The sequence below is a fragment of the Rhodobacteraceae bacterium LMO-JJ12 genome, assembly GCA_021555075.1.
GTDB lineage: Bacteria > Pseudomonadota > Alphaproteobacteria > Rhodobacterales > Rhodobacteraceae > JAKGBX01.
Genome location: JAKGBX010000001.1, coordinates 2,126,412 through 2,142,591 on the forward strand (window position 1 = coordinate 2,126,412; position 16,180 = coordinate 2,142,591).

At 59.5% G+C, this 16,180-nt stretch carries 18 protein-coding genes and 1 tRNA gene; 10 read left to right on the plus strand and 9 right to left on the minus strand.

Annotation, left to right across the window (positions count from 1 at the left end):
* Window positions 1-2 precede the first annotated feature (2 nt).
* Window positions 3-761 carry a phosphoribosylaminoimidazolesuccinocarboxamide synthase gene (locus LZG00_10155; protein ID MCF3594364.1) on the minus strand — a complete coding sequence of 253 codons (759 nt, stop codon included), beginning with the start codon at window positions 759-761 and terminating at the stop codon, window positions 3-5.
* 280 nt (window positions 762-1,041) lie between these two features.
* Between LZG00_10155 and LZG00_10160 the strand changes: the two genes are divergently transcribed.
* The 6 genes from LZG00_10160 to LZG00_10185 all read left to right on the plus strand — a co-directional run bounded on the left by LZG00_10160 (window position 1,042) and on the right by LZG00_10185 (window position 5,287).
* The gene (locus LZG00_10160) at window positions 1,042-1,356 is read left to right on the plus strand and encodes a DUF1476 domain-containing protein (GenBank protein ID MCF3594365.1); all 315 of its coding nucleotides are present in this window, start codon (window positions 1,042-1,044) and stop codon (window positions 1,354-1,356) included.
* 202 nt (window positions 1,357-1,558) lie between these two features.
* The gene (bmt, locus tag LZG00_10165) at window positions 1,559-2,572 is read left to right on the plus strand and encodes a betaine--homocysteine S-methyltransferase (GenBank protein ID MCF3594366.1); all 1,014 of its coding nucleotides are present in this window, start codon (window positions 1,559-1,561) and stop codon (window positions 2,570-2,572) included.
* 4 nt (window positions 2,573-2,576) lie between these two features.
* Window positions 2,577-2,852, plus strand: a complete 276-nt coding sequence (locus LZG00_10170; GenBank protein MCF3594367.1) for a hypothetical protein — start codon at window positions 2,577-2,579, stop codon at window positions 2,850-2,852.
* 277 nt (window positions 2,853-3,129) lie between these two features.
* Window positions 3,130-3,519, plus strand: coding sequence for a hemerythrin domain-containing protein (locus tag LZG00_10175; GenBank protein ID MCF3594368.1), 390 nt, complete (start codon window positions 3,130-3,132; stop codon window positions 3,517-3,519).
* A 380-nt stretch (window positions 3,520-3,899) separates the two neighbouring features.
* On the plus strand, window positions 3,900-4,604 hold the full coding sequence (locus LZG00_10180; protein ID MCF3594369.1) for a B12-binding domain-containing protein: 705 nt from the start codon (window positions 3,900-3,902) through the stop codon (window positions 4,602-4,604).
* Between the two features lie 38 nt (window positions 4,605-4,642).
* A complete protein-coding gene (locus tag LZG00_10185) occupies window positions 4,643-5,287 on the plus strand; it encodes a DUF1638 domain-containing protein (GenBank protein MCF3594370.1) in 645 nt (214 codons plus the stop codon).
* 96 nt (window positions 5,288-5,383) lie between these two features.
* On the opposite strand, the gene LZG00_10190 is transcribed toward LZG00_10185, so the two are convergent.
* Complete coding sequence (locus LZG00_10190) at window positions 5,384-5,794, minus strand: SufE family protein (protein MCF3594371.1); 411 nt, start codon at window positions 5,792-5,794, stop codon at window positions 5,384-5,386.
* 119 nt (window positions 5,795-5,913) lie between these two features.
* On the opposite strand from LZG00_10190, the gene LZG00_10195 reads away from it, so the two are divergent.
* Entirely contained in the window at window positions 5,914-6,420 is a 507-nt protein-coding gene (locus tag LZG00_10195; protein ID MCF3594372.1) for a hypothetical protein, read from the plus strand.
* 49 nt (window positions 6,421-6,469) lie between these two features.
* Here the strand turns inward: LZG00_10195 and rnd are convergent, their stop codons facing one another.
* From rnd to LZG00_10220, 5 genes are all read right to left on the minus strand, one after another.
* Window positions 6,470-7,627 (minus strand): ribonuclease D, encoded by a 1,158-nt coding sequence (rnd, locus tag LZG00_10200; protein ID MCF3594373.1) that lies wholly within the window; start codon window positions 7,625-7,627, stop codon window positions 6,470-6,472.
* 139 nt (window positions 7,628-7,766) lie between these two features.
* On the minus strand, window positions 7,767-8,246 hold the full coding sequence (locus LZG00_10205) for a CreA family protein (GenBank protein ID MCF3594374.1): 480 nt from the start codon (window positions 8,244-8,246) through the stop codon (window positions 7,767-7,769).
* A gap of 206 nt (window positions 8,247-8,452) precedes the next feature.
* Window positions 8,453-9,001, minus strand: a complete 549-nt coding sequence (purN, locus tag LZG00_10210; GenBank protein ID MCF3594375.1) for a phosphoribosylglycinamide formyltransferase — start codon at window positions 8,999-9,001, stop codon at window positions 8,453-8,455.
* 41 nt (window positions 9,002-9,042) lie between these two features.
* Entirely contained in the window at window positions 9,043-10,086 is a 1,044-nt protein-coding gene (gene purM / locus LZG00_10215) for a phosphoribosylformylglycinamidine cyclo-ligase (protein ID MCF3594376.1), read from the minus strand.
* A 147-nt stretch (window positions 10,087-10,233) separates the two neighbouring features.
* Window positions 10,234-11,205: a hypothetical protein gene (locus tag LZG00_10220; protein ID MCF3594377.1), complete on the minus strand. Its 972-nt coding sequence runs from the start codon at window positions 11,203-11,205 to the stop codon at window positions 10,234-10,236.
* A 186-nt stretch (window positions 11,206-11,391) separates the two neighbouring features.
* Between LZG00_10220 and LZG00_10225 the strand changes: the two genes are divergently transcribed.
* The 3 genes from LZG00_10225 (at window position 11,392) to LZG00_10235 (ending at window position 13,456) form a co-directional block, all read left to right on the plus strand.
* A tRNA-Ile gene (locus LZG00_10225) sits at window positions 11,392-11,468 on the plus strand.
* A 75-nt stretch (window positions 11,469-11,543) separates the two neighbouring features.
* On the plus strand, window positions 11,544-12,635 hold the full coding sequence (locus LZG00_10230) for an AbrB family transcriptional regulator (GenBank protein ID MCF3594378.1): 1,092 nt from the start codon (window positions 11,544-11,546) through the stop codon (window positions 12,633-12,635).
* Window positions 12,636-12,700: 65 nt separating this feature from the next.
* A complete protein-coding gene (locus LZG00_10235; protein ID MCF3594379.1) occupies window positions 12,701-13,456 on the plus strand; it encodes a 3-hydroxyacyl-CoA dehydrogenase in 756 nt (251 codons plus the stop codon).
* A gap of 127 nt (window positions 13,457-13,583) precedes the next feature.
* Here the strand turns inward: LZG00_10235 and LZG00_10240 are convergent, their stop codons facing one another.
* Window positions 13,584-15,407: an ABC-F family ATP-binding cassette domain-containing protein gene (locus tag LZG00_10240; GenBank protein ID MCF3594380.1), complete on the minus strand. Its 1,824-nt coding sequence runs from the start codon at window positions 15,405-15,407 to the stop codon at window positions 13,584-13,586.
* A 32-nt stretch (window positions 15,408-15,439) separates the two neighbouring features.
* Window positions 15,440-16,171 (minus strand): GNAT family N-acetyltransferase, encoded by a 732-nt coding sequence (locus LZG00_10245; protein ID MCF3594381.1) that lies wholly within the window; start codon window positions 16,169-16,171, stop codon window positions 15,440-15,442.
* Between the last annotated feature and the right edge of the window lie 9 nt (window positions 16,172-16,180).

The window sequence follows — 16,180 nt, forward strand, 5'->3', positions numbered from 1 at the left end:
CCCTAATTGATCAGCGTCGGCTTGATCGGCACCGCGCTCTTGGGCATCACCCCCAGCCGCTTGGCCACTTCTGAGTAGGCATCCATTAGCGAGCCGAGATCGCGGCGAAACACATCCTTGTCCAGTTTCTGTCCCGTCTCGATATCCCACAGCCGACAACTGTCTGGCGAAATCTCATCCGCCACGATCAGACGCTGGAACTCGCCCTCATAAACCCGACCCACTTCGATTTTGAAGTCGATCAGCTTGATTCCCACGGCAAACATCACACCGCTCAGGAAATCATTCACCCGCAACGCCAGGCTCACGATATCGTCCATGTCCTGCTGACTGGCCCAGCCAAAGGCGGCGATATATTCCTCGGTAACAAGCGGATCGCCCAACCCGTCATTCTTGTACGAATACTCGATGATCGGACGCGGCAGCGGCGTGCCTTCCTCGATCCCCAACCGTTTGCTCAGACTTCCGGCCGCGAAATTGCGCACGATCACTTCCAGCGGAATGATCTCGCACTGGCGCACCAGCTGTTCGCGCATATTCAGGCGGCGAATGAAGTGATTGGGCACGCCAATATTGGTCAGCCCGTTCATGAAGAACTCGCTCAACATATTATTGAGCACGCCCTTGCCTTCGATCACATCGCGCTTCTCGGCGTTGAAGGCGGTGGCATCGTCCTTGAAATACTGCACGATCGTGCCGGGTTCCGGCCCCTCGAACAGGGTTTTGGCCTTGCCTTCATATATCTTCTTGCGCCGTGCCATGTTGGCTCCTCGCTTGTCGGCAGGGTCCACCGGACAATCACCTGACCATCCATGAGTCCCAACCCTTGGCGCGTCTCATATTGCATGGGCCGCTTTTTGCAAAGGGTGCATTGTCACAGCTTGCCTCTCTCGCCCTGTCTTGAGCAGAATCTCGGGTCCCAACCCGGCCTGCGTCACTGTTGGCACCACATCGCGCGCGAACGGGTCTTGCACGCACGGCTCTGGATGGGCATATCAGAGGGGAACAATTTGAACCTGCTTTTACCCTGCGGAGAGCCCCATGACAGCATTTGACGAGCGCGAAAGCGCATTCGAGAACAAATACGCCCATGATGAGGAAATGAAGTTTCGCGCCACCAACCGCGCCAACAAGCTTCTTGGCCTCTGGGCCGCCGAACTTCTCGGCAAGACCGGCGAAGATGCCACCGCCTATGCCATCGAGGTGGTGAAATCCGATTTTGAAGAAGCCGGCCACGAAGATGTCGTGCGCAAGGTCGCGGGTGATCTGGGCAATATCGCGGATGCAGATACCATTCGCGCCAAACTGGCCGAACTGACACCGGTCGCCAAACAGCAGATCATGAATGAGGTTTGATCGACCTTTGGCGCGTCGTGCGGCCTGACACCTTGCCCGACCGCAGCTGAGCGATATGCAAAGCCGCCGCGCCGCCCCACCTGGCTGGCGCGGTTTTTCTTTTCGCCCGCCCCTTCGCCACCCTCCCGAGGAATTCAGAGATTGCGCCAGAGCCCCAAATATGACACCTCGGGCGCGAATTCCACGGCCACGGAGATCCGCTATGACCGATACGTTCGCCCGCCTCCTCGCCTCGCGTGACTGGCTCATGGCCGATGGCGCCACCGGAACGAATCTGTTCAACATGGGCCTCGATGCTGGCGAGCCACCCGAGATGTGGAATGTCGATCATCCCGACCGGATCACCAAGCTCTACAAGGGCGCTGTCGATGCCGGTTCCGACATCTTCCTGACCAACTCGTTTGGCGGCAATTCGGCCCGTCTCAAGCTGCATGGCGCCGAAAGCCGCGCCCGCGAGCTTTCGCGCATCTCTGCCGAAATCGGTCGCGACGTGGCCGATAGCGCCGGGCGCACCGTGATCGTCGCGGGGTCCGTCGGCCCCACTGGCGAAATCATGGCCCCGATGGGCAGCCTGACACACGAGCTTGCCGTCGAAATCTTCCATGAACAGGCCGAAGGTCTCAAGGAAGGCGGCGCAGATGTGCTCTGGTTAGAGACCATCTCGGCCCCTGAGGAATACAAGGCCGCCGCAGAAGCCTTCGCGCTGGCCGGCATGCCGTGGTGCGGCACGATGAGCTTTGACACCGCCGGGCGCACCATGATGGGCGTCACCTCGGCCGACATGGCCAACATGGTGGAAAAACTGTCCAACCCGCCGCTGGCCTATGGCGCCAATTGTGGCACCGGCGCCTCCGATCTGTTGCGCACCGTGTTGGGCTTTGTCGCCCAGGGCAACGAACGTCCGATCATCGCCAAAGGCAATGCCGGTATCCCGAAATACCATGATGGTCACATCCACTATGACGGCACGCCCGACCTGATGGCCGATTACGCCGTGCTGGCCCGCGATTGCGGTGCCAAGATCATCGGCGGCTGTTGTGGCACCATGCCGGAACACCTTAGGAAAATGCGCGAATCCCTTGAAAACACTCCCCGAGGGCCGCGCCCCACGCTTGATCTGATTACCGAACGGCTCGGCGCCTTCTCTTCGGCCGCCGATGGCACCGGAGATGACGTAAACGCCCCCAAACGGCGCCCGCGCCGTCGCAGAGGATAACCGGATGACCCCAGCAAACATGCGTTTTACCTTTCTGACCGCCGCCGCCGGCGTTGCAGCAGTTTCGGTCGGATTTGCCCTCTACTTCAACAACCTGCGCTGCGCTGCGCCCACCGCAAGTGCCGATTGCAACGCATTCACACTCGGGTCGGTCAAAAACGGCGAGCTCTATCTGCTCGTCGGCCTGCCACTGACAATCATCATCCCTCTGCTCGCTCTTGCCTGGCTTATGGGGCGCACCCCGCCGCCACGCCCGACCCGCCAACACAACGACACCTGATCGCCGCCTTCTGGCGCACGCCGCGCTCTCGTCCGGGCAGATCGAAAAGCAGGCAAATCACCACCGCCTGCTCCACCCAATCGCGCTTTCGCCTCCCCCGGACACTTTGTCACCTTGTAAACGCGTCACGGTGTTGCATTGCGCGCAGATTTCATCCTATGGTATAAAGACACGCGGACACTCGCCCCATTTTTGCCGATTAACCTATTGATTTCCATTGCTGTGAGAGCCGCCAACCCCGTAAACGGGATGTCGACCAAAAAAATGAGGTGACGTCGTGCAGTGGAAAGAAGAGTATGCCACCGGCGTGCCGGAAATAGACGAGCAACACCGCTCTCTTTTCGCTTTCTCCGAAGAATTTCGCGAGGTGCTCGAAAACGGGTTTGGCGAGAAAACCTACGACCTGTTCCTTGAGTTTCTCAAATCCTATGCCGAGGCGCATTTCAGTTTCGAAGAAAAATGCATGCTGGCGCGTTCCTGCCCGGTGGCCGATCGGAATCGCGCGGAACATCTCTCATTTACCCGCCTGATCACACAGGAAATTTCCGATTTCGCCGCCCATGGCTTTGACCGCCAACGCGCACTGGATTTGACCGACAAGATCGATCATTGGCTCGACAGTCATATTTGCCGGATCGATATTCAGCTCAAAGACAGCGCGAGCTGAAATCGCCACCAGCGCGATACTGTATTCTCGTCTTTCCTGTCATGAAAATCTATTTAACCCTGTAACAACCGGCGCTGTTGCAGCGCCCACGCCAACGCGCACCCCCTGCACACCCTTGAAACAAACGCTCTGCGCCCATGTGCACTGGGTCTTGCCGGGCACCTGCAAAATCAGAATCTATCGTGACCAATCACAATGATCCGCATGATCGCCATGAAAAGTTTTCACTCATAGGAAAGCGAAATTGCGCGTATAGGTCGGCAAACGCGCCGCCAATGTCGCAATCCAGCCAATCGGCAAAGCAACATTCTGGCATTCGTGGAGTCAGCAAACAGCCATGCCGCGGCGCCCTGCGCCCCGCCCAGACCAAGGATAAGCCCATGTCCGACGAAGACGAAGAAATCATCCTGAGCGAACTCGATGACGAAGAGCTGGTCATGCAGATGTTCGACGACCTTTATGATGGCCTCAAAGAGGAAATCGAAGAGGGCGTGACCATCCTGCTCGACCGCAAATGGACCCCCTATGACGTGCTGACCAAGGCGCTTGTCGGTGGCATGAAAATCGTCGGCGATGATTTCCGCGACGGTATCCTCTTCGTGCCCGAAGTCCTTCTGGCCGCCAACGCGATGAAGGGCGGCATGGCCATCCTCAAGCCGCTTCTGGCCGAAACCGGCGCGCCCCGCATGGGCAAGATGGTGATCGGCACGGTCAAGGGCGACATCCACGACATCGGCAAGAACCTCGTCGGCATGATGATGGAAGGCGCCGGTTTCGAGGTGGTCGATCTCGGCATCAACAACGCGGTCGACGGCTATCTCGAAGCCCTCGCCAGCGAAGAGGCCGACATTCTTGGCATGTCCGCCCTGCTGACCACGACGATGCCCTACATGAAGGTTGTGATCGACACGCTGGTCGAACAGGGCAAGCGCGATAGCCTGATCATTCTCGTGGGCGGCGCACCGCTGAACGAGGAATTCGGCAAGGCCATCGGCGCCGATGCCTATTGCCGCGATGCCGCCGTCGCCGTGGAAACCGCGAAAACCCTCGTGGCGCGCAAACACAACCAGACCGCCACCGCATAAACATAAAAGGAGATGCGCCAATCGCGCACCCTACCCATATGATCCCAGACGATCAGACACTCACAGACTCCGGGCTGGCTCTGAAAAGCGCCGATTCCCGGATTCTGCTGATCGCCTGCGGTGCCCTGGCCCGCGAAATCCTCGCCCTGACCCGGATAAACGGCTGGGATCATATGGACCTGCAATGCCTACCCGCCAATCTGCACCTCTATCCCGACAAGATCGTCGATGCCGTGGCCGAGACGGTTGCGCGCAACCGCGCCGCCTATGACCGTATCTTCGTGGTCTACGCCGATTGCGGCACCGGCGGGCAACTTCAGGCGAAATGCGACGAATTGGGCATCGAGATGGTCGCCGGCCCGCATTGCTATTCCTTTTATGAGGGCAATGATGCCTTCGCCGCGCGCGGCGACGACGACATGCGCTCGTTCTATCTCACCGATTTTCTGGTGCGCCAGTTCGACGCCTTCGTGTGGAAACCCATGGGCCTCGACCGCCATCCCGAACTGCGTGACATGATCTTCGGAAATTACCGAAAACTGGTCTATCAGGCCCAGACCGACGATCCCAAACTGCTTGAGCTTGCCCGCGAACGCGCCGACCGATTAGGGCTCGAATTCGAACACCGCGTCACCGGCTACGGCGATCTCGCAGTCGTCCTCAAGGATCAGGCCGAACGCTGACCCGCCCCTTCATCTTGCCGAAAATATCCCGGGGTCCGGGGCAGCGCCCCGGCGCGCCAGGTCAATTCATCCCCTGCCAATTCATCCCTAGCCAATTCACGCCGCCTCTGCCGCCACTGCCCTGATCCGCTCGATCATCGCCCGCACCCCGTTGGAACGCTGCGCCGACAGATGCTCATCCAGCCCCAGCCGTGCCAATTCGGCATGCGCATCCACCGCGCTCACCTCGCCCACCGGCAAGTCGTCAAACAGCTTGCGCAGCACCGCAATCAGCCCGCGCACAATCATCGCGTCCGAGTCACCGGTAAAAGAAAACACGCCGCCTTCGATTCTGGGATGCAGCCACACCTGGCTCGCACAGCCATCCACCTTGGTCGCAGGCACCTTCAACGCCTCGTCCAACGGGTCCATAGCCTTGCCCAATTCGATCACATGAGCATAGCGCGCCTCCCAGTCTTCCAGAAACTCGAAATCTTCGACAATCTCTTCAAAGGCTTGTGTCGCCATGTCCGGCCCTCTTTTTGCGCCCCTTTGAGATACGCAGCACACTACCAAAGGTCCAGTGTGTCTTTTCAACGCGCCTGATATGCGCTAACCCAGTGAAAAGAGAAACTTGGGCAGATATCATGCGGAAATCACTTCTGGCGCTTCTCGTGGCAACGATGACGCTTTCGGCCTGTGGCAGCATACGCGATTCGGCCGTTAATCCGTTCAACTGGTTCGGCCGATCCCGCGCCGAGGCAGCACCCCAAGGCACGACCAATGCACTGATCCCGAAACGCAGCGGCATTTTCGCGCGTCGCGCCCCCGGTCCCTATGCCGGTATTCCTGTCGCCACGATCAAGGATCTGGCCGTCGATCGCGCTGCCGGTGGCGCCATCATCCGGGTCACGGGTGTGGCCGCGCAACAGGGCCCCTATGAAGTGCAACTGGTCAAGGATGAAGACGCCGCGGACGGCACACTCAGCTATACGCTCAAAGCCCTGCGCACACCCACACGGCTTGTCGGTCCTGAAACCAGCCGCGAAGTTGTGGCGGCGCAGTTCGTCACCGACGGCGATCTCGCAGGCATCCGTACAATCCGCGTCAATGGCGCACAGAACGCCCGCAGCACCTCTCGCGGCCGCTTCTAAACCCTACCCGCGTGCCGTGGGCAATCTGCCCACCACCACGCCATTGGCCTTAAAGCTCTACAACCACTACATTTTGCCCCTTGGCAGCCAGCGCAATCTTCCCCTCACAAAGCCTGAGCGCATCTTCGCCAAAAACCTCAGAGCGCCAGCCCTTAAGCGCCCGCACATCACGCTTGCCCGCAGCCATCGCATCAAGATCCGAGGTTGAGGCGATCAGCTTCGCGGCCACCCCAACGCTCTCGCTCTTGGCCTTTAGCAACACACGCAAAAGATCGGCCAACGCCGGATTCACCTGTAGCTTGTCGCGGTTGGTATCCACCTTCGGCATATCCTCGGGCGCACAGTCCAAACCCTGCTTGACCGCCGCCAGAATCCCGTCGGCGATCTCGCCCTTGCGCGCCTCACGCAAAAGCAGTCTCGAACGCCCCAGATCCGTCAGGTTGGCTGGCTTGGTTGACGCCAGTTCAACCAGCGCCTCATCCTTGAAAACCCGGTTGCGCGGCACGTTGCGCGACTGGGCATAGCCTTCGCGAAACCGCGCCAATTCGCGCACAATCGCCATGAAGCGCCCAGAATTGGTGCGTGTCTTTACCCGTTTCCACGCTTCCGAGGGTTTCACCTCGTAGGTTTCGGGATTGGTCAGAATCTCCAATTCCTCGCGCACCCATTTCTCGCGGTCGCGCTTGATCAATTCCTTGCTCAGGTATTCGTAAATCACCCGCAGATGCGTCACATCCGCCAAGGCATAGGTCTTTTGCGCCTCGGTCAACGGGCGGCGCGACCAGTCGGTAAACCGCGAGGTCTTGTCGACGCCATCCTTGGCGATCTTGCGCACCAGCGTCTCATATCCCACCTGTTCGCCAAAACCACAGACCATCGCCGCGACCTGCGTATCAAACAGAGGTTCCGGCAGCACCCCGGCATCAATCTGGAATATCTCCAGATCCTGACGCGCCGCATGAAAGACCTTCACTACATCGGTGTCGCGAAACAACTCGTAAAGCGGCTCCAGGGAAAGCCCCTCGCTCAGAGTATCAACCAGAACCGCATTCTCGTTGCCCTCCCCCGGGAACGCCATCTGCAACAGGCAAAGCTTCGAGTAATACGTCCGCTCGCGCAGGAATTCCGTGTCGAGTGTTACGTAAGAATGCTGGCGCGCATCCGTGCAGAATTCGGCAAGTTCCTGGGTGGTTGTGAGGGTGCGCATGGCGGCCTGTCTGTTATGGTTTTTTTTCGTGGCTTGGCGCGTTCTACGCGGTTTTTCCGGCGAAGGAAAGTTGCCGTGCACGCCAACGCAATACCCGATCAAATTGACAACCGCTACGGCGTCCCGCGGGCTTCCGGGCCTATTTCTGATAAAGCGGAATCGTCGAAATCGCCATCTTGGCCGACCCCTGCTGCACTTCGCGCGCATGCGAAATGTAAATCAGAGTCTGGTTCTTCTCGTCAAAAATCCGCTTCACATTCAATGACTTGAGGATGATCGAGCGCCGCTCTGAAAACACCCGCTCGCCCTTGTTCGAGCGATCAATATCACCAATCCTGATCGGCCCCGTCTGGCTGCAACTGATGGCCGAATTCGATGGGTCTTCAAACCAATTGCCGTTTTGCAATCGATCGATCACGCCGCGTTCGAAATACGATACATGACAGGTGATACCCTCGACATCAGGATCGTCAAAAGCCTCAATAACGATATCATTGCCCAGCCAATCCACATCGACTTCACCAACCACCTCGGCGCGCAGTTGTCTTGGCACCCCTACAAGGATCAACGCGGCCAAAGCCGGCCAAAAGCACGCCGTTCGCGCCAAGCGAACAGCCATCATCTCAATCCGAAAAAGGACAGAATGGCGAGTATGATGACGATCAGACCGATGATATAAATAACGCGGTTCACGGGAACGCTCTCCTGGGGCTGTTGCTAGACGGCAAGCATCAATTGCCGTGCCTCACCTCATAACAACGCCCCAAACGCAGTTTTGTTCCAATTTTTCTTCAGGCTCACGTGGCGGGCGGCACCCCCCTGCCGTCACCCAATAAAAACCGGCGCCCGCTCACCGCTCGCAAACCGTCGCAGCACTGCCGGATAGAGCACATGCTCCTGCTCCAGCACCCGCGCCGCCAGGGCTTCGGGCGTATCACCGGGCAGCACCGGCACGCGCGCCTGCCCCAAAATCGGCCCATCGTCCAACTCGGCAGTCACTTCATGCACCGTACACCCGGCCTCCGAATCGCCCGCCTCCAACGCCCGCGCATGGGTGTTGAGCCCGCGATACTTCGGCAGCAGCGACGGGTGAATATTCAACATACGCCCGGCATAGTGGTCAATGAAAACCGGCGTCAGAATCCGCATGAACCCGGCCAGACAAACGATGTCAGCACCGCTGGTATCAATGATGGAAATAAGTTCTTTTTCAAAGGCTTCCCGATCACCCTTAAAGTCTCGGTGATCGACAACCGCAGTCGCCACGCCACGCTCGGCCGCCTTGAGCAATCCGCCCGCGCCCGCGCTGTTGGCCACCACCAGACAGGGCTCTGCCGGATGATCGCCACACATACTCTCAACCAGCGACACCATATTCGAGCCACCGCCCGAAATCAGAATCGCCACGCGTTTTTTCACAGCTTGCCCTCATAGCGCACGCCGGTTCCCTCACTCACCCGGCCCAGCTCGAACACCGCCTCTCCGGCCTCCTGCAACAGCGCCTTCAATGCCGCCGCACGCCCGGCGTCCACCACCAGAATCATGCCAATACCGCAGTTGAAGGTCTTGAGCATCTCCGCCTCGGCCAGACCACCGGTCGCCGCCAGCCACTTGAACACCTCGGGCAATTCCCAGGCCCCCAGATCCACCTCAGCGCCCAGCCCCTCGGGCAACACCCGCGGCAGGTTCTCGCTCAAACCCCCGCCGGTGATGTGGGCCAACCCGTGCACGCCACCCGCCCGGATCGCCGCCAGCGCCTGTTTCACATAAAGCCGCGTCGGCGCCAGCAACGCCGCCCCCAACGTGCCGTCGCCCCAGGGACAATCGGCGTCCCATCCCAGCCCGCTCACCTCGACCAGCTTGCGCACGAGGGAATAACCGTTGGAATGCACCCCGTTTGAGCCAAGCCCAAGCAGAACATCGCCCGCGCCGACACCGCTTGGCAAATCGCCGCCCCGCTCCATCGCGCCGACGGCAAAGCCCGCCAGATCGAAATCGCCATCAGGATACATCCCCGGCATCTCCGCCGTCTCGCCGCCGATCAACGCACAGCCCGACAGCGCACAGCCCTCGGCAATCCCCTCGATGATGCGCGCCGCCACATCCACATCCAACTTCCCCGTGGCAAAGTAATCGAGGAAAAACAGCGGCTCTGCCCCCTGACAGACCAGATCGTTGACACACATCGCCACCAGATCGATCCCAACACCGTCAACCTCACCGGTATCAATCGCAATCCGCAGCTTGGTGCCAACCCCATCTGTGGCCCCCACAAGAATCGGGTCCTCATACCCGGCGGCCTTGAGATCGAACAGCGCGCCAAACCCGCCCAACCCCGACATCACACCGGGGCGCGCCGTGCGCTTGGCCGCCGGCTTGATCCGCTCGACAAGGGCGTTGCCCGCATCGATGTCCACACCCGCCTGCGCATAGGTGATCGCGTTTGTCTTCTCAGCCATGGCCCATCTCCGCCCGCAAATATTCACGCCAGCCCCTAGCCCATCTGCCCCGCCCATGCAACGCGGCGCAGGTATCCGGCTTCATCTTGCCAGAAATATCCCGGGGGTGTGGGGGCTGGCCCCCACTCTAGCCTGCGCCAAACACTCTTACCGTGTGAGTTCAGGGCACGACTCTTGGACGTGATCGAGAATAAGATTGGCCTGATCAAGTAACTCGCTCGCCATCGCCTTACTCGGATTGGGCATCTGCGCGAGTCGCTGCAACCTCAACCGTCCGCGCGCAACAGCCTCAGCCCGCACGGCGGCACTAACACGCCCCTTCGCCAACAGATCATCATACTCTGCGAGTTCCGCTTCTACGGCCGCTTCGTCTCGAAAAACTTTCGAAAACGAATCTGGTACAACTGTATTGAACGTCTCAGAACCTCTGTTTTCCATCGCTGCACTAACAAATACCCGACGATTTGGCCCCGATATCTCGGGAATCTTCCTGGCGACGATCTGGGCGCGCAAAGCTGCCGCGAGCGACGGGGGAATTGAGACATTCACATTTCCAGCGCGATTGGAAATTTGCTCAATATCCGGCGATGCCCGTCCTGCCACGCACTCGCTAAATCTCGTGAAAAAATCATCCGGCTCAATAGGGCATAGGATGACAGGGGCCAAATTTGACAACCGATCAGACACCGCCGCAAGTGATTTGCAACGGCCAAGTAAATTGATCTCCCAAGGAGATTTATACAGCCATCCGCTCCAGCAATACTCCGACATCACCAAAGGCACAGGCATGCGCACAGTTAGAACTGTTCGTACGATGCGAAAGCGTTTGGCCAAGGCCTCCACCATATAATCATAGCTGCACAACGCTTCGGATGACATGAAATAGGTAAGCGAAGCATCCAGATCGAGAGTCTCAACATTCCTGACCGAAGCCTCTTTCTTGTACATGATTTCTGTACCGGCGGCTCCGTTTGACCAGACCTTGATACCGTTTCCTATCCAAACCAGGTCAAGCGCCTTGGAGACGGAATGAGAGTCCATGCAAAAGAGTTTTTGAATCGTTGAAGTTGCGCATTTTGGAAACCCAGCATGCAAAATAAGTTCCGGTAAATCAGCCAAGGAATCACCCCATAAAACAGGTCTTCCAACCTCAATATTGTGATGCTGGGCCCCATTCAATCAATAACGGTCATGATTTTCCCTATTCCGTCCTGCTCACACGAATCAAAGCCCCCACTCTCCCGCCCTTCTCAAACACGCCCCGGCTTGACCTCGCGCGCCCACCTGCTAACAAAAGCGCCGGAGGGGCCTGTAGCTCAACTGGTTAGAGCAGAGCGCTCATAACGCTTTGGTTGCGGGTTCAAGTCCTGCCGGGCCTACCAAATCCCCCCGCGCCGCCAAGGCCCCGGTTTTCGTCGGCCCGTTGCCGGCCTCAAACCGGCTCAAAGGAGCGCATGATGCCGCTGCCGCGCCTTGCCTTGATCACCCTCGCACTCTGCCTTCTTGGCGGGTTTGCCGGGCTGGCGGCCTCCTTCACGCCCCTGCCCCTGCCCTGGCTTCTGGGCAGCCTTGCAGCCTGTGCCACGCTCACCATCGGCTTTCCCCGCGCGCTTCCCACCGGCTATGAGTTTCCGCAGAATTTTCGCGTCGCCTTCATCGCCATGATCGGGCTGGTGATCGGCGCCCAGGTCTCGCCCGAATTGCTGAGCGCGCCCGGCGCGCTGGTGCTCTCGATGGGGGCCATGGTGCTCTTCGTGCCGCTCGCCTTCGCGGTCAACTACGCGATCTTTTACCGGATCGGCGGGTATGACCGCGCCACCGCGCTCTACAGCGCCGCCCCCGGCGGGCTGATCGAATCAATCGCCATGGGCGAAGCCGCGGGCGCCGATATCCGCCGCCTCGTTACCCAGCAATTCCTGCGAATCATCCTCGTCATCGGCCTCGTGCCGCTCGGCCTGTCGCTTTGGGAAGGTCACGCCGTCGGCAGCGCCGCGGGCATGGGCACCAACACCACCGCCGCGGCCACCAACTGGCCGCTGCTCTTTGCCGCCCTCCTCATCGGAATCACCCTTGGCAGGCTCTTGCGCCTGCCCGCCTGGCAACTCACCGGCGCACTCATGGTGTCCGCAGCCCTGGCGCTCTGGGGGCAACCCATCTCGGTGCCGGGATGGCTGCTCGGCCTCGCTCAGGTGATCGTGGGAACCTCGCTCGGCGCGCGCTTTTCCGGCCTGTCGCGCGCCATGCTGCTGCGCGGTGTCTGGCTCTCATTGCTCTCGGTCGCCGCGATGCTTGCCATCGGCGCCGCCATTGCCCTCATCCTCATGCCCCTCTCGGGGCAGAATTTCGAAGTACTGCTGATCACCTTTGCTCCCGGCGGGGTCAACGAAATGGCGCTGGTGGCGTTATCGCTGCATGCCAACCCGGCCTTTGTTACCCTGCATCATGTCTTCCGTATCGCCGTCACGGTACTCTCGCTCGGGCTGGTCAACCGCTGGCTCAGGCGCTCCACCCCGCCTGCAGGGTCAGAACACGACCCAACGAAACTTTGACAGAACGCCCTCTCGGGGGTTACTGAACACTTGTTCATTTCACATCCGCCAAGGAGCTCATCCCCATGAAAATGTCCGATATCGCTGCCATCATCACCGGGGGCGCCTCTGGCCTCGGCGAAGCCACGGCCCGCCAATTCATCTCTGCCGGAGCTCAGGTCACCCTGCTTGATCGCGACGCCGAACGCGGCAACGCCGTCGCCGCCGACATGGGCGCCACCTTCGCGCAAACCGACGTCACCGACGAAGACAGCGTCGCCGCCGCGATCCAGACCGCCAAAGAGGCCATGGGCAAGATCAATGTCGCCGTGAATTGCGCCGGTATCGGCACCGCCGAAAAGACACTGCACAAGAAAGGCGCCCACGCGCTCGATCATTATCAGCGAATCATCAACATCAATCTGGTGGGCAGCTTCAACGTCGCACGCCTTGCCGCCGCCGAAATGGCCACTAACACACCCGATGACGATGGCGCGCGCGGCGTGATCATCAACACCGCCTCGGTCGCCGCATTTGACGGTCAAAAGGGCCAGGTCGGTTATGCCTCGTCCAAGGGCGGGATCGTGGGTATGACCCTGCCGATGGCGCGTGATCTGGCGCGTGAAGGCATCCGCGTGATGACCATCGCGCCGGGCATCTTCGCCACGCCGATGCTCACTGGCCTGCCGCAAGAGGTCCAGGACAGCCTGGCGGCCGATGTCACCTGCCCGCAGCGTCTGGGGGATCCGAATGAATATGGACGCCTGGCCCAGTTCATCGTCGAATGTGGCTATCTCAACGGCACCGTGATCCGCATCGACGGCGCCTTGCGGATGCAATAACGCGCTCTGCGCGTCTCGCAGGGTGCGGATTTTGCGCGCCCTGCACACCCAAAGGTTAACGCATGCCCCGGCAGCCGGGAGTCAGACGCCTAACAGCCGCGAGTCACCCCCCGCTTTTCGGGCTCGGTTAACCCTCGGCCTCCGCCTTTTCAGCAAGCATTAACCATTCTTCCTCAGCCGCCGCCAAGGCCGCCTGCCGCTCGACCAACGCCTCGGTCGCCTTCTTGAATTTCATCGGTTCCTTGTTGAAAAGATCGGGCTGCTCGAGGAACTCTTCCAGCTTGCCAATCTCCGCTTCCAGCCGCTCAAGCACCTTTGGCAGTTCTTCCAAACGGTGCTTCTGGGTGAAGGAAAGGCTGGTTTTTTGTGTCGAAGACGGCTTTATGTTGTTCTTTGAAGATGTTGTTTTTTCTTGCTTTTCTTCGGCAACCGCTCGGGCCGTCTCGGCTCTTTGAGCACGATAATCGCTCCACCCTCCGGCATAGGTCACGGCGCGCCCATCCCCCTCCATCGCGATGGTGATCGAGGCCACCCGATCGAGAAAATCACGGTCATGGCTGACCAACAAAACGGTGCCATCATAGCCATCCAGCAGTTCTTGCAACAGGTCCAGCGTTTCAACATCAAGATCGTTTGTCGGCTCATCCAGCACCAACAAATTGCTCTCGCGCGCCATCAATCTGGCCAACAAAAGCCGCGCCTTTTCACCCCCTGAAAGCGACCTTACAGGCGCTCTCACCTGACGCTCATCAAACAGGAATTCTTTAAGATAACCAACGACATGGCGGGGCATTCCGCGCACCATGATCTGATCTGATCGTCCTGAAACCTGCATGCCGGGACCGGCGGTCAGACTGTCCCAAAGCGTCGCATCTGGATCAAGCTGGGCACGCGCCTGGTCAAACACCGCCGGCACAAGATTCGTGCCATGTTTGACGCTGCCCTCATCCGCCGCGATCTCCCCCATCAGTATTTTCAAAAGCGTCGTTTTGCCGACCCCGTTAGGGCCAACAAACGCCACCCGATCGCCCCGCATCACGGTCAAATCGAAAGAATTCAAGATAAGCTTATCACCGTAATGCTTTGTAATCCCGCGCGCTTCAATGACCTTACGGCCAGACTTCGGCCCCGCCTCAAGCGCCATGCCCGCCGTGCCTTGGCGTCTGATCTGGCTGGCGCGGTCGGCGCGCAAATCCTGAAGGGCGCGCACCCGGCCCATATTGCGCTTGCGCCGCGCACTGATTCCTTCGACCGCCCAACGCCCTTCTTCCTTGATCTTGCGATCAAGCTTGTGGCGCGCCGTATCTTCCTCATCCCAAAGCTTATCGCGCCAAGCCTCAAAATCGCTAAATCCCTTTTCCTGACGCCGCACTTTTCCCCTGTCTATCCAAAGGGTTGCACGTGTTAGCGCAGTCAGAAATGCGCGGTCATGGCTGATCAACACAAAGGCCGCGCGGGTGGCTTTCAGTTCCTCTTCCAGCCAAAGCGTCGCTTCGATATCAAGGTGGTTGGTCGGCTCATCCAGCAACATCAGCTCCGGTGCCTCAGCCATCAGCTTGGCCAGCGCCGCCCTGCGCCGCTCCCCACCCGAAGCCGTCTGCACAGCCCGAGCCGGGTCGAATTTAAGCCCCTCGCTGGCCCGTTCCACCCGGTACAGCTCCCCCGGCTCCAATCCGCTCGACGCATAGTCGCCCAGCGTCGCAAACCCGCTCATATCCGGGTGCTGCTCCATATAGCCCACGCTGACGCCCGGCCCGGCGACACGCGCCCCGCGATCTGGTTCAACAAGACCGGCCATCACCTTGAGAAGTGTAGATTTTCCGGATCCATTGCGTCCAACCAATGCGACCCGGTCAGCCGGTTGCACCACCAGCGACAAGGCATCAAAAATCGGCTCTCCCCCAAAGGTGAGCGAGACATCGGTGAGTTGTAATATAGGAGCTCTGGCCATGCCGCCTCAGCTATCCGTCCCGCGTCACAGCGTCAAGCCGCCACCGCCCGCAACAGACGTCGACGTGTCGGCGGGATTGCGGCGACCTCCAGCCCGGTAAAAACATGCAGCGTGTCCATTTTCATGTCCACCACCGCATGATCGCTCACCCATCCGCCCATCGCCAGATAAGTTCGCAGCAAAGGCGGCATGCGCTGCATCGCCCGCTTCACATCCGGTTCTTGCCGGAGCCGGTTGGAAAAGCGAACGACCTGCTGCGCCTTCACCCGCGGCAGCCACCGTTTGGGTGCCAAATGGCGTTCATTCAGCATGGTAAACGCATCGAGATAGAGGGCTGCGTCGGTTCCCGCAAAAGACGAGCATCCAAACAGCATTTTAACCCTGTTTTCATCGACATACCGGGTCAAAACAGCCCAGGAAATGCGCAGAATATCGGGATCGGTTTCGCCCGGAAGAACGCAAAAGCGGCCAATCTCAAGCAACGTTCCCTCAAAACTCTCCAACGCCGAGAGCTCGTAATACTGGGCCGAGTAGCTCTCAGTGATCTGCCCCGCGTCCAGCGGTAATATCCGACAGCAGGCCAACAACCTGCCGGTAGAGCGGTCTTCGATCAGAAGATGCAGGCAACGCGCGTCGAATCCATCGCTATCCTGTCCCGCGCGGCCGAAAAATGCACGGTGCCGCAAAGCTTGCGCCGCAGCGATGTCGGCTTTGCAGGTGGTCAGGCGCGCGCTATAGCGGCCTTTGATCAGAGCCAGCCCCATGCATCGGAC

What these genes read in the sequence shown, in the direction of transcription:
- LZG00_10160 (MCF3594365.1), top strand. Translation starts at nt 1,042, where the DNA reads ATGACAGCATTTGACGAGCGCGAAAGCGCATTCGAGAACAAATACGCC.
- bmt (MCF3594366.1), top strand. Translation starts at nt 1,559, where the DNA reads ATGACCGATACGTTCGCCCGCCTCCTCGCCTCGCGTGACTGGCTCATG.
- rnd (MCF3594373.1), bottom strand. Translation starts at nt 7,627, where the DNA reads ATGCGCACCCTCACAACCACCCAGGAACTTGCCGAATTCTGCACGGAT.
- LZG00_10235 (MCF3594379.1), top strand. Translation starts at nt 12,701, where the DNA reads ATGAAAATGTCCGATATCGCTGCCATCATCACCGGGGGCGCCTCTGGC.
- LZG00_10170 (MCF3594367.1), top strand. Translation starts at nt 2,577, where the DNA reads ATGACCCCAGCAAACATGCGTTTTACCTTTCTGACCGCCGCCGCCGGC.
- LZG00_10230 (MCF3594378.1), top strand. Translation starts at nt 11,544, where the DNA reads ATGCCGCTGCCGCGCCTTGCCTTGATCACCCTCGCACTCTGCCTTCTT.
- LZG00_10245 (MCF3594381.1), bottom strand. Translation starts at nt 16,171, where the DNA reads ATGGGGCTGGCTCTGATCAAAGGCCGCTATAGCGCGCGCCTGACCACC.
- LZG00_10195 (MCF3594372.1), top strand. Translation starts at nt 5,914, where the DNA reads ATGCGGAAATCACTTCTGGCGCTTCTCGTGGCAACGATGACGCTTTCG.
- LZG00_10155 (MCF3594364.1), bottom strand. Translation starts at nt 761, where the DNA reads ATGGCACGGCGCAAGAAGATATATGAAGGCAAGGCCAAAACCCTGTTC.
- purN (MCF3594375.1), bottom strand. Translation starts at nt 9,001, where the DNA reads ATGGTGTCGCTGGTTGAGAGTATGTGTGGCGATCATCCGGCAGAGCCC.
- LZG00_10240 (MCF3594380.1), bottom strand. Translation starts at nt 15,407, where the DNA reads ATGGCCAGAGCTCCTATATTACAACTCACCGATGTCTCGCTCACCTTT.
- LZG00_10190 (MCF3594371.1), bottom strand. Translation starts at nt 5,794, where the DNA reads ATGGCGACACAAGCCTTTGAAGAGATTGTCGAAGATTTCGAGTTTCTG.
- LZG00_10180 (MCF3594369.1), top strand. Translation starts at nt 3,900, where the DNA reads ATGTCCGACGAAGACGAAGAAATCATCCTGAGCGAACTCGATGACGAA.
- purM (MCF3594376.1), bottom strand. Translation starts at nt 10,086, where the DNA reads ATGGCTGAGAAGACAAACGCGATCACCTATGCGCAGGCGGGTGTGGAC.
- LZG00_10205 (MCF3594374.1), bottom strand. Translation starts at nt 8,246, where the DNA reads ATGGCTGTTCGCTTGGCGCGAACGGCGTGCTTTTGGCCGGCTTTGGCC.
- LZG00_10185 (MCF3594370.1), top strand. Translation starts at nt 4,643, where the DNA reads ATGATCCCAGACGATCAGACACTCACAGACTCCGGGCTGGCTCTGAAA.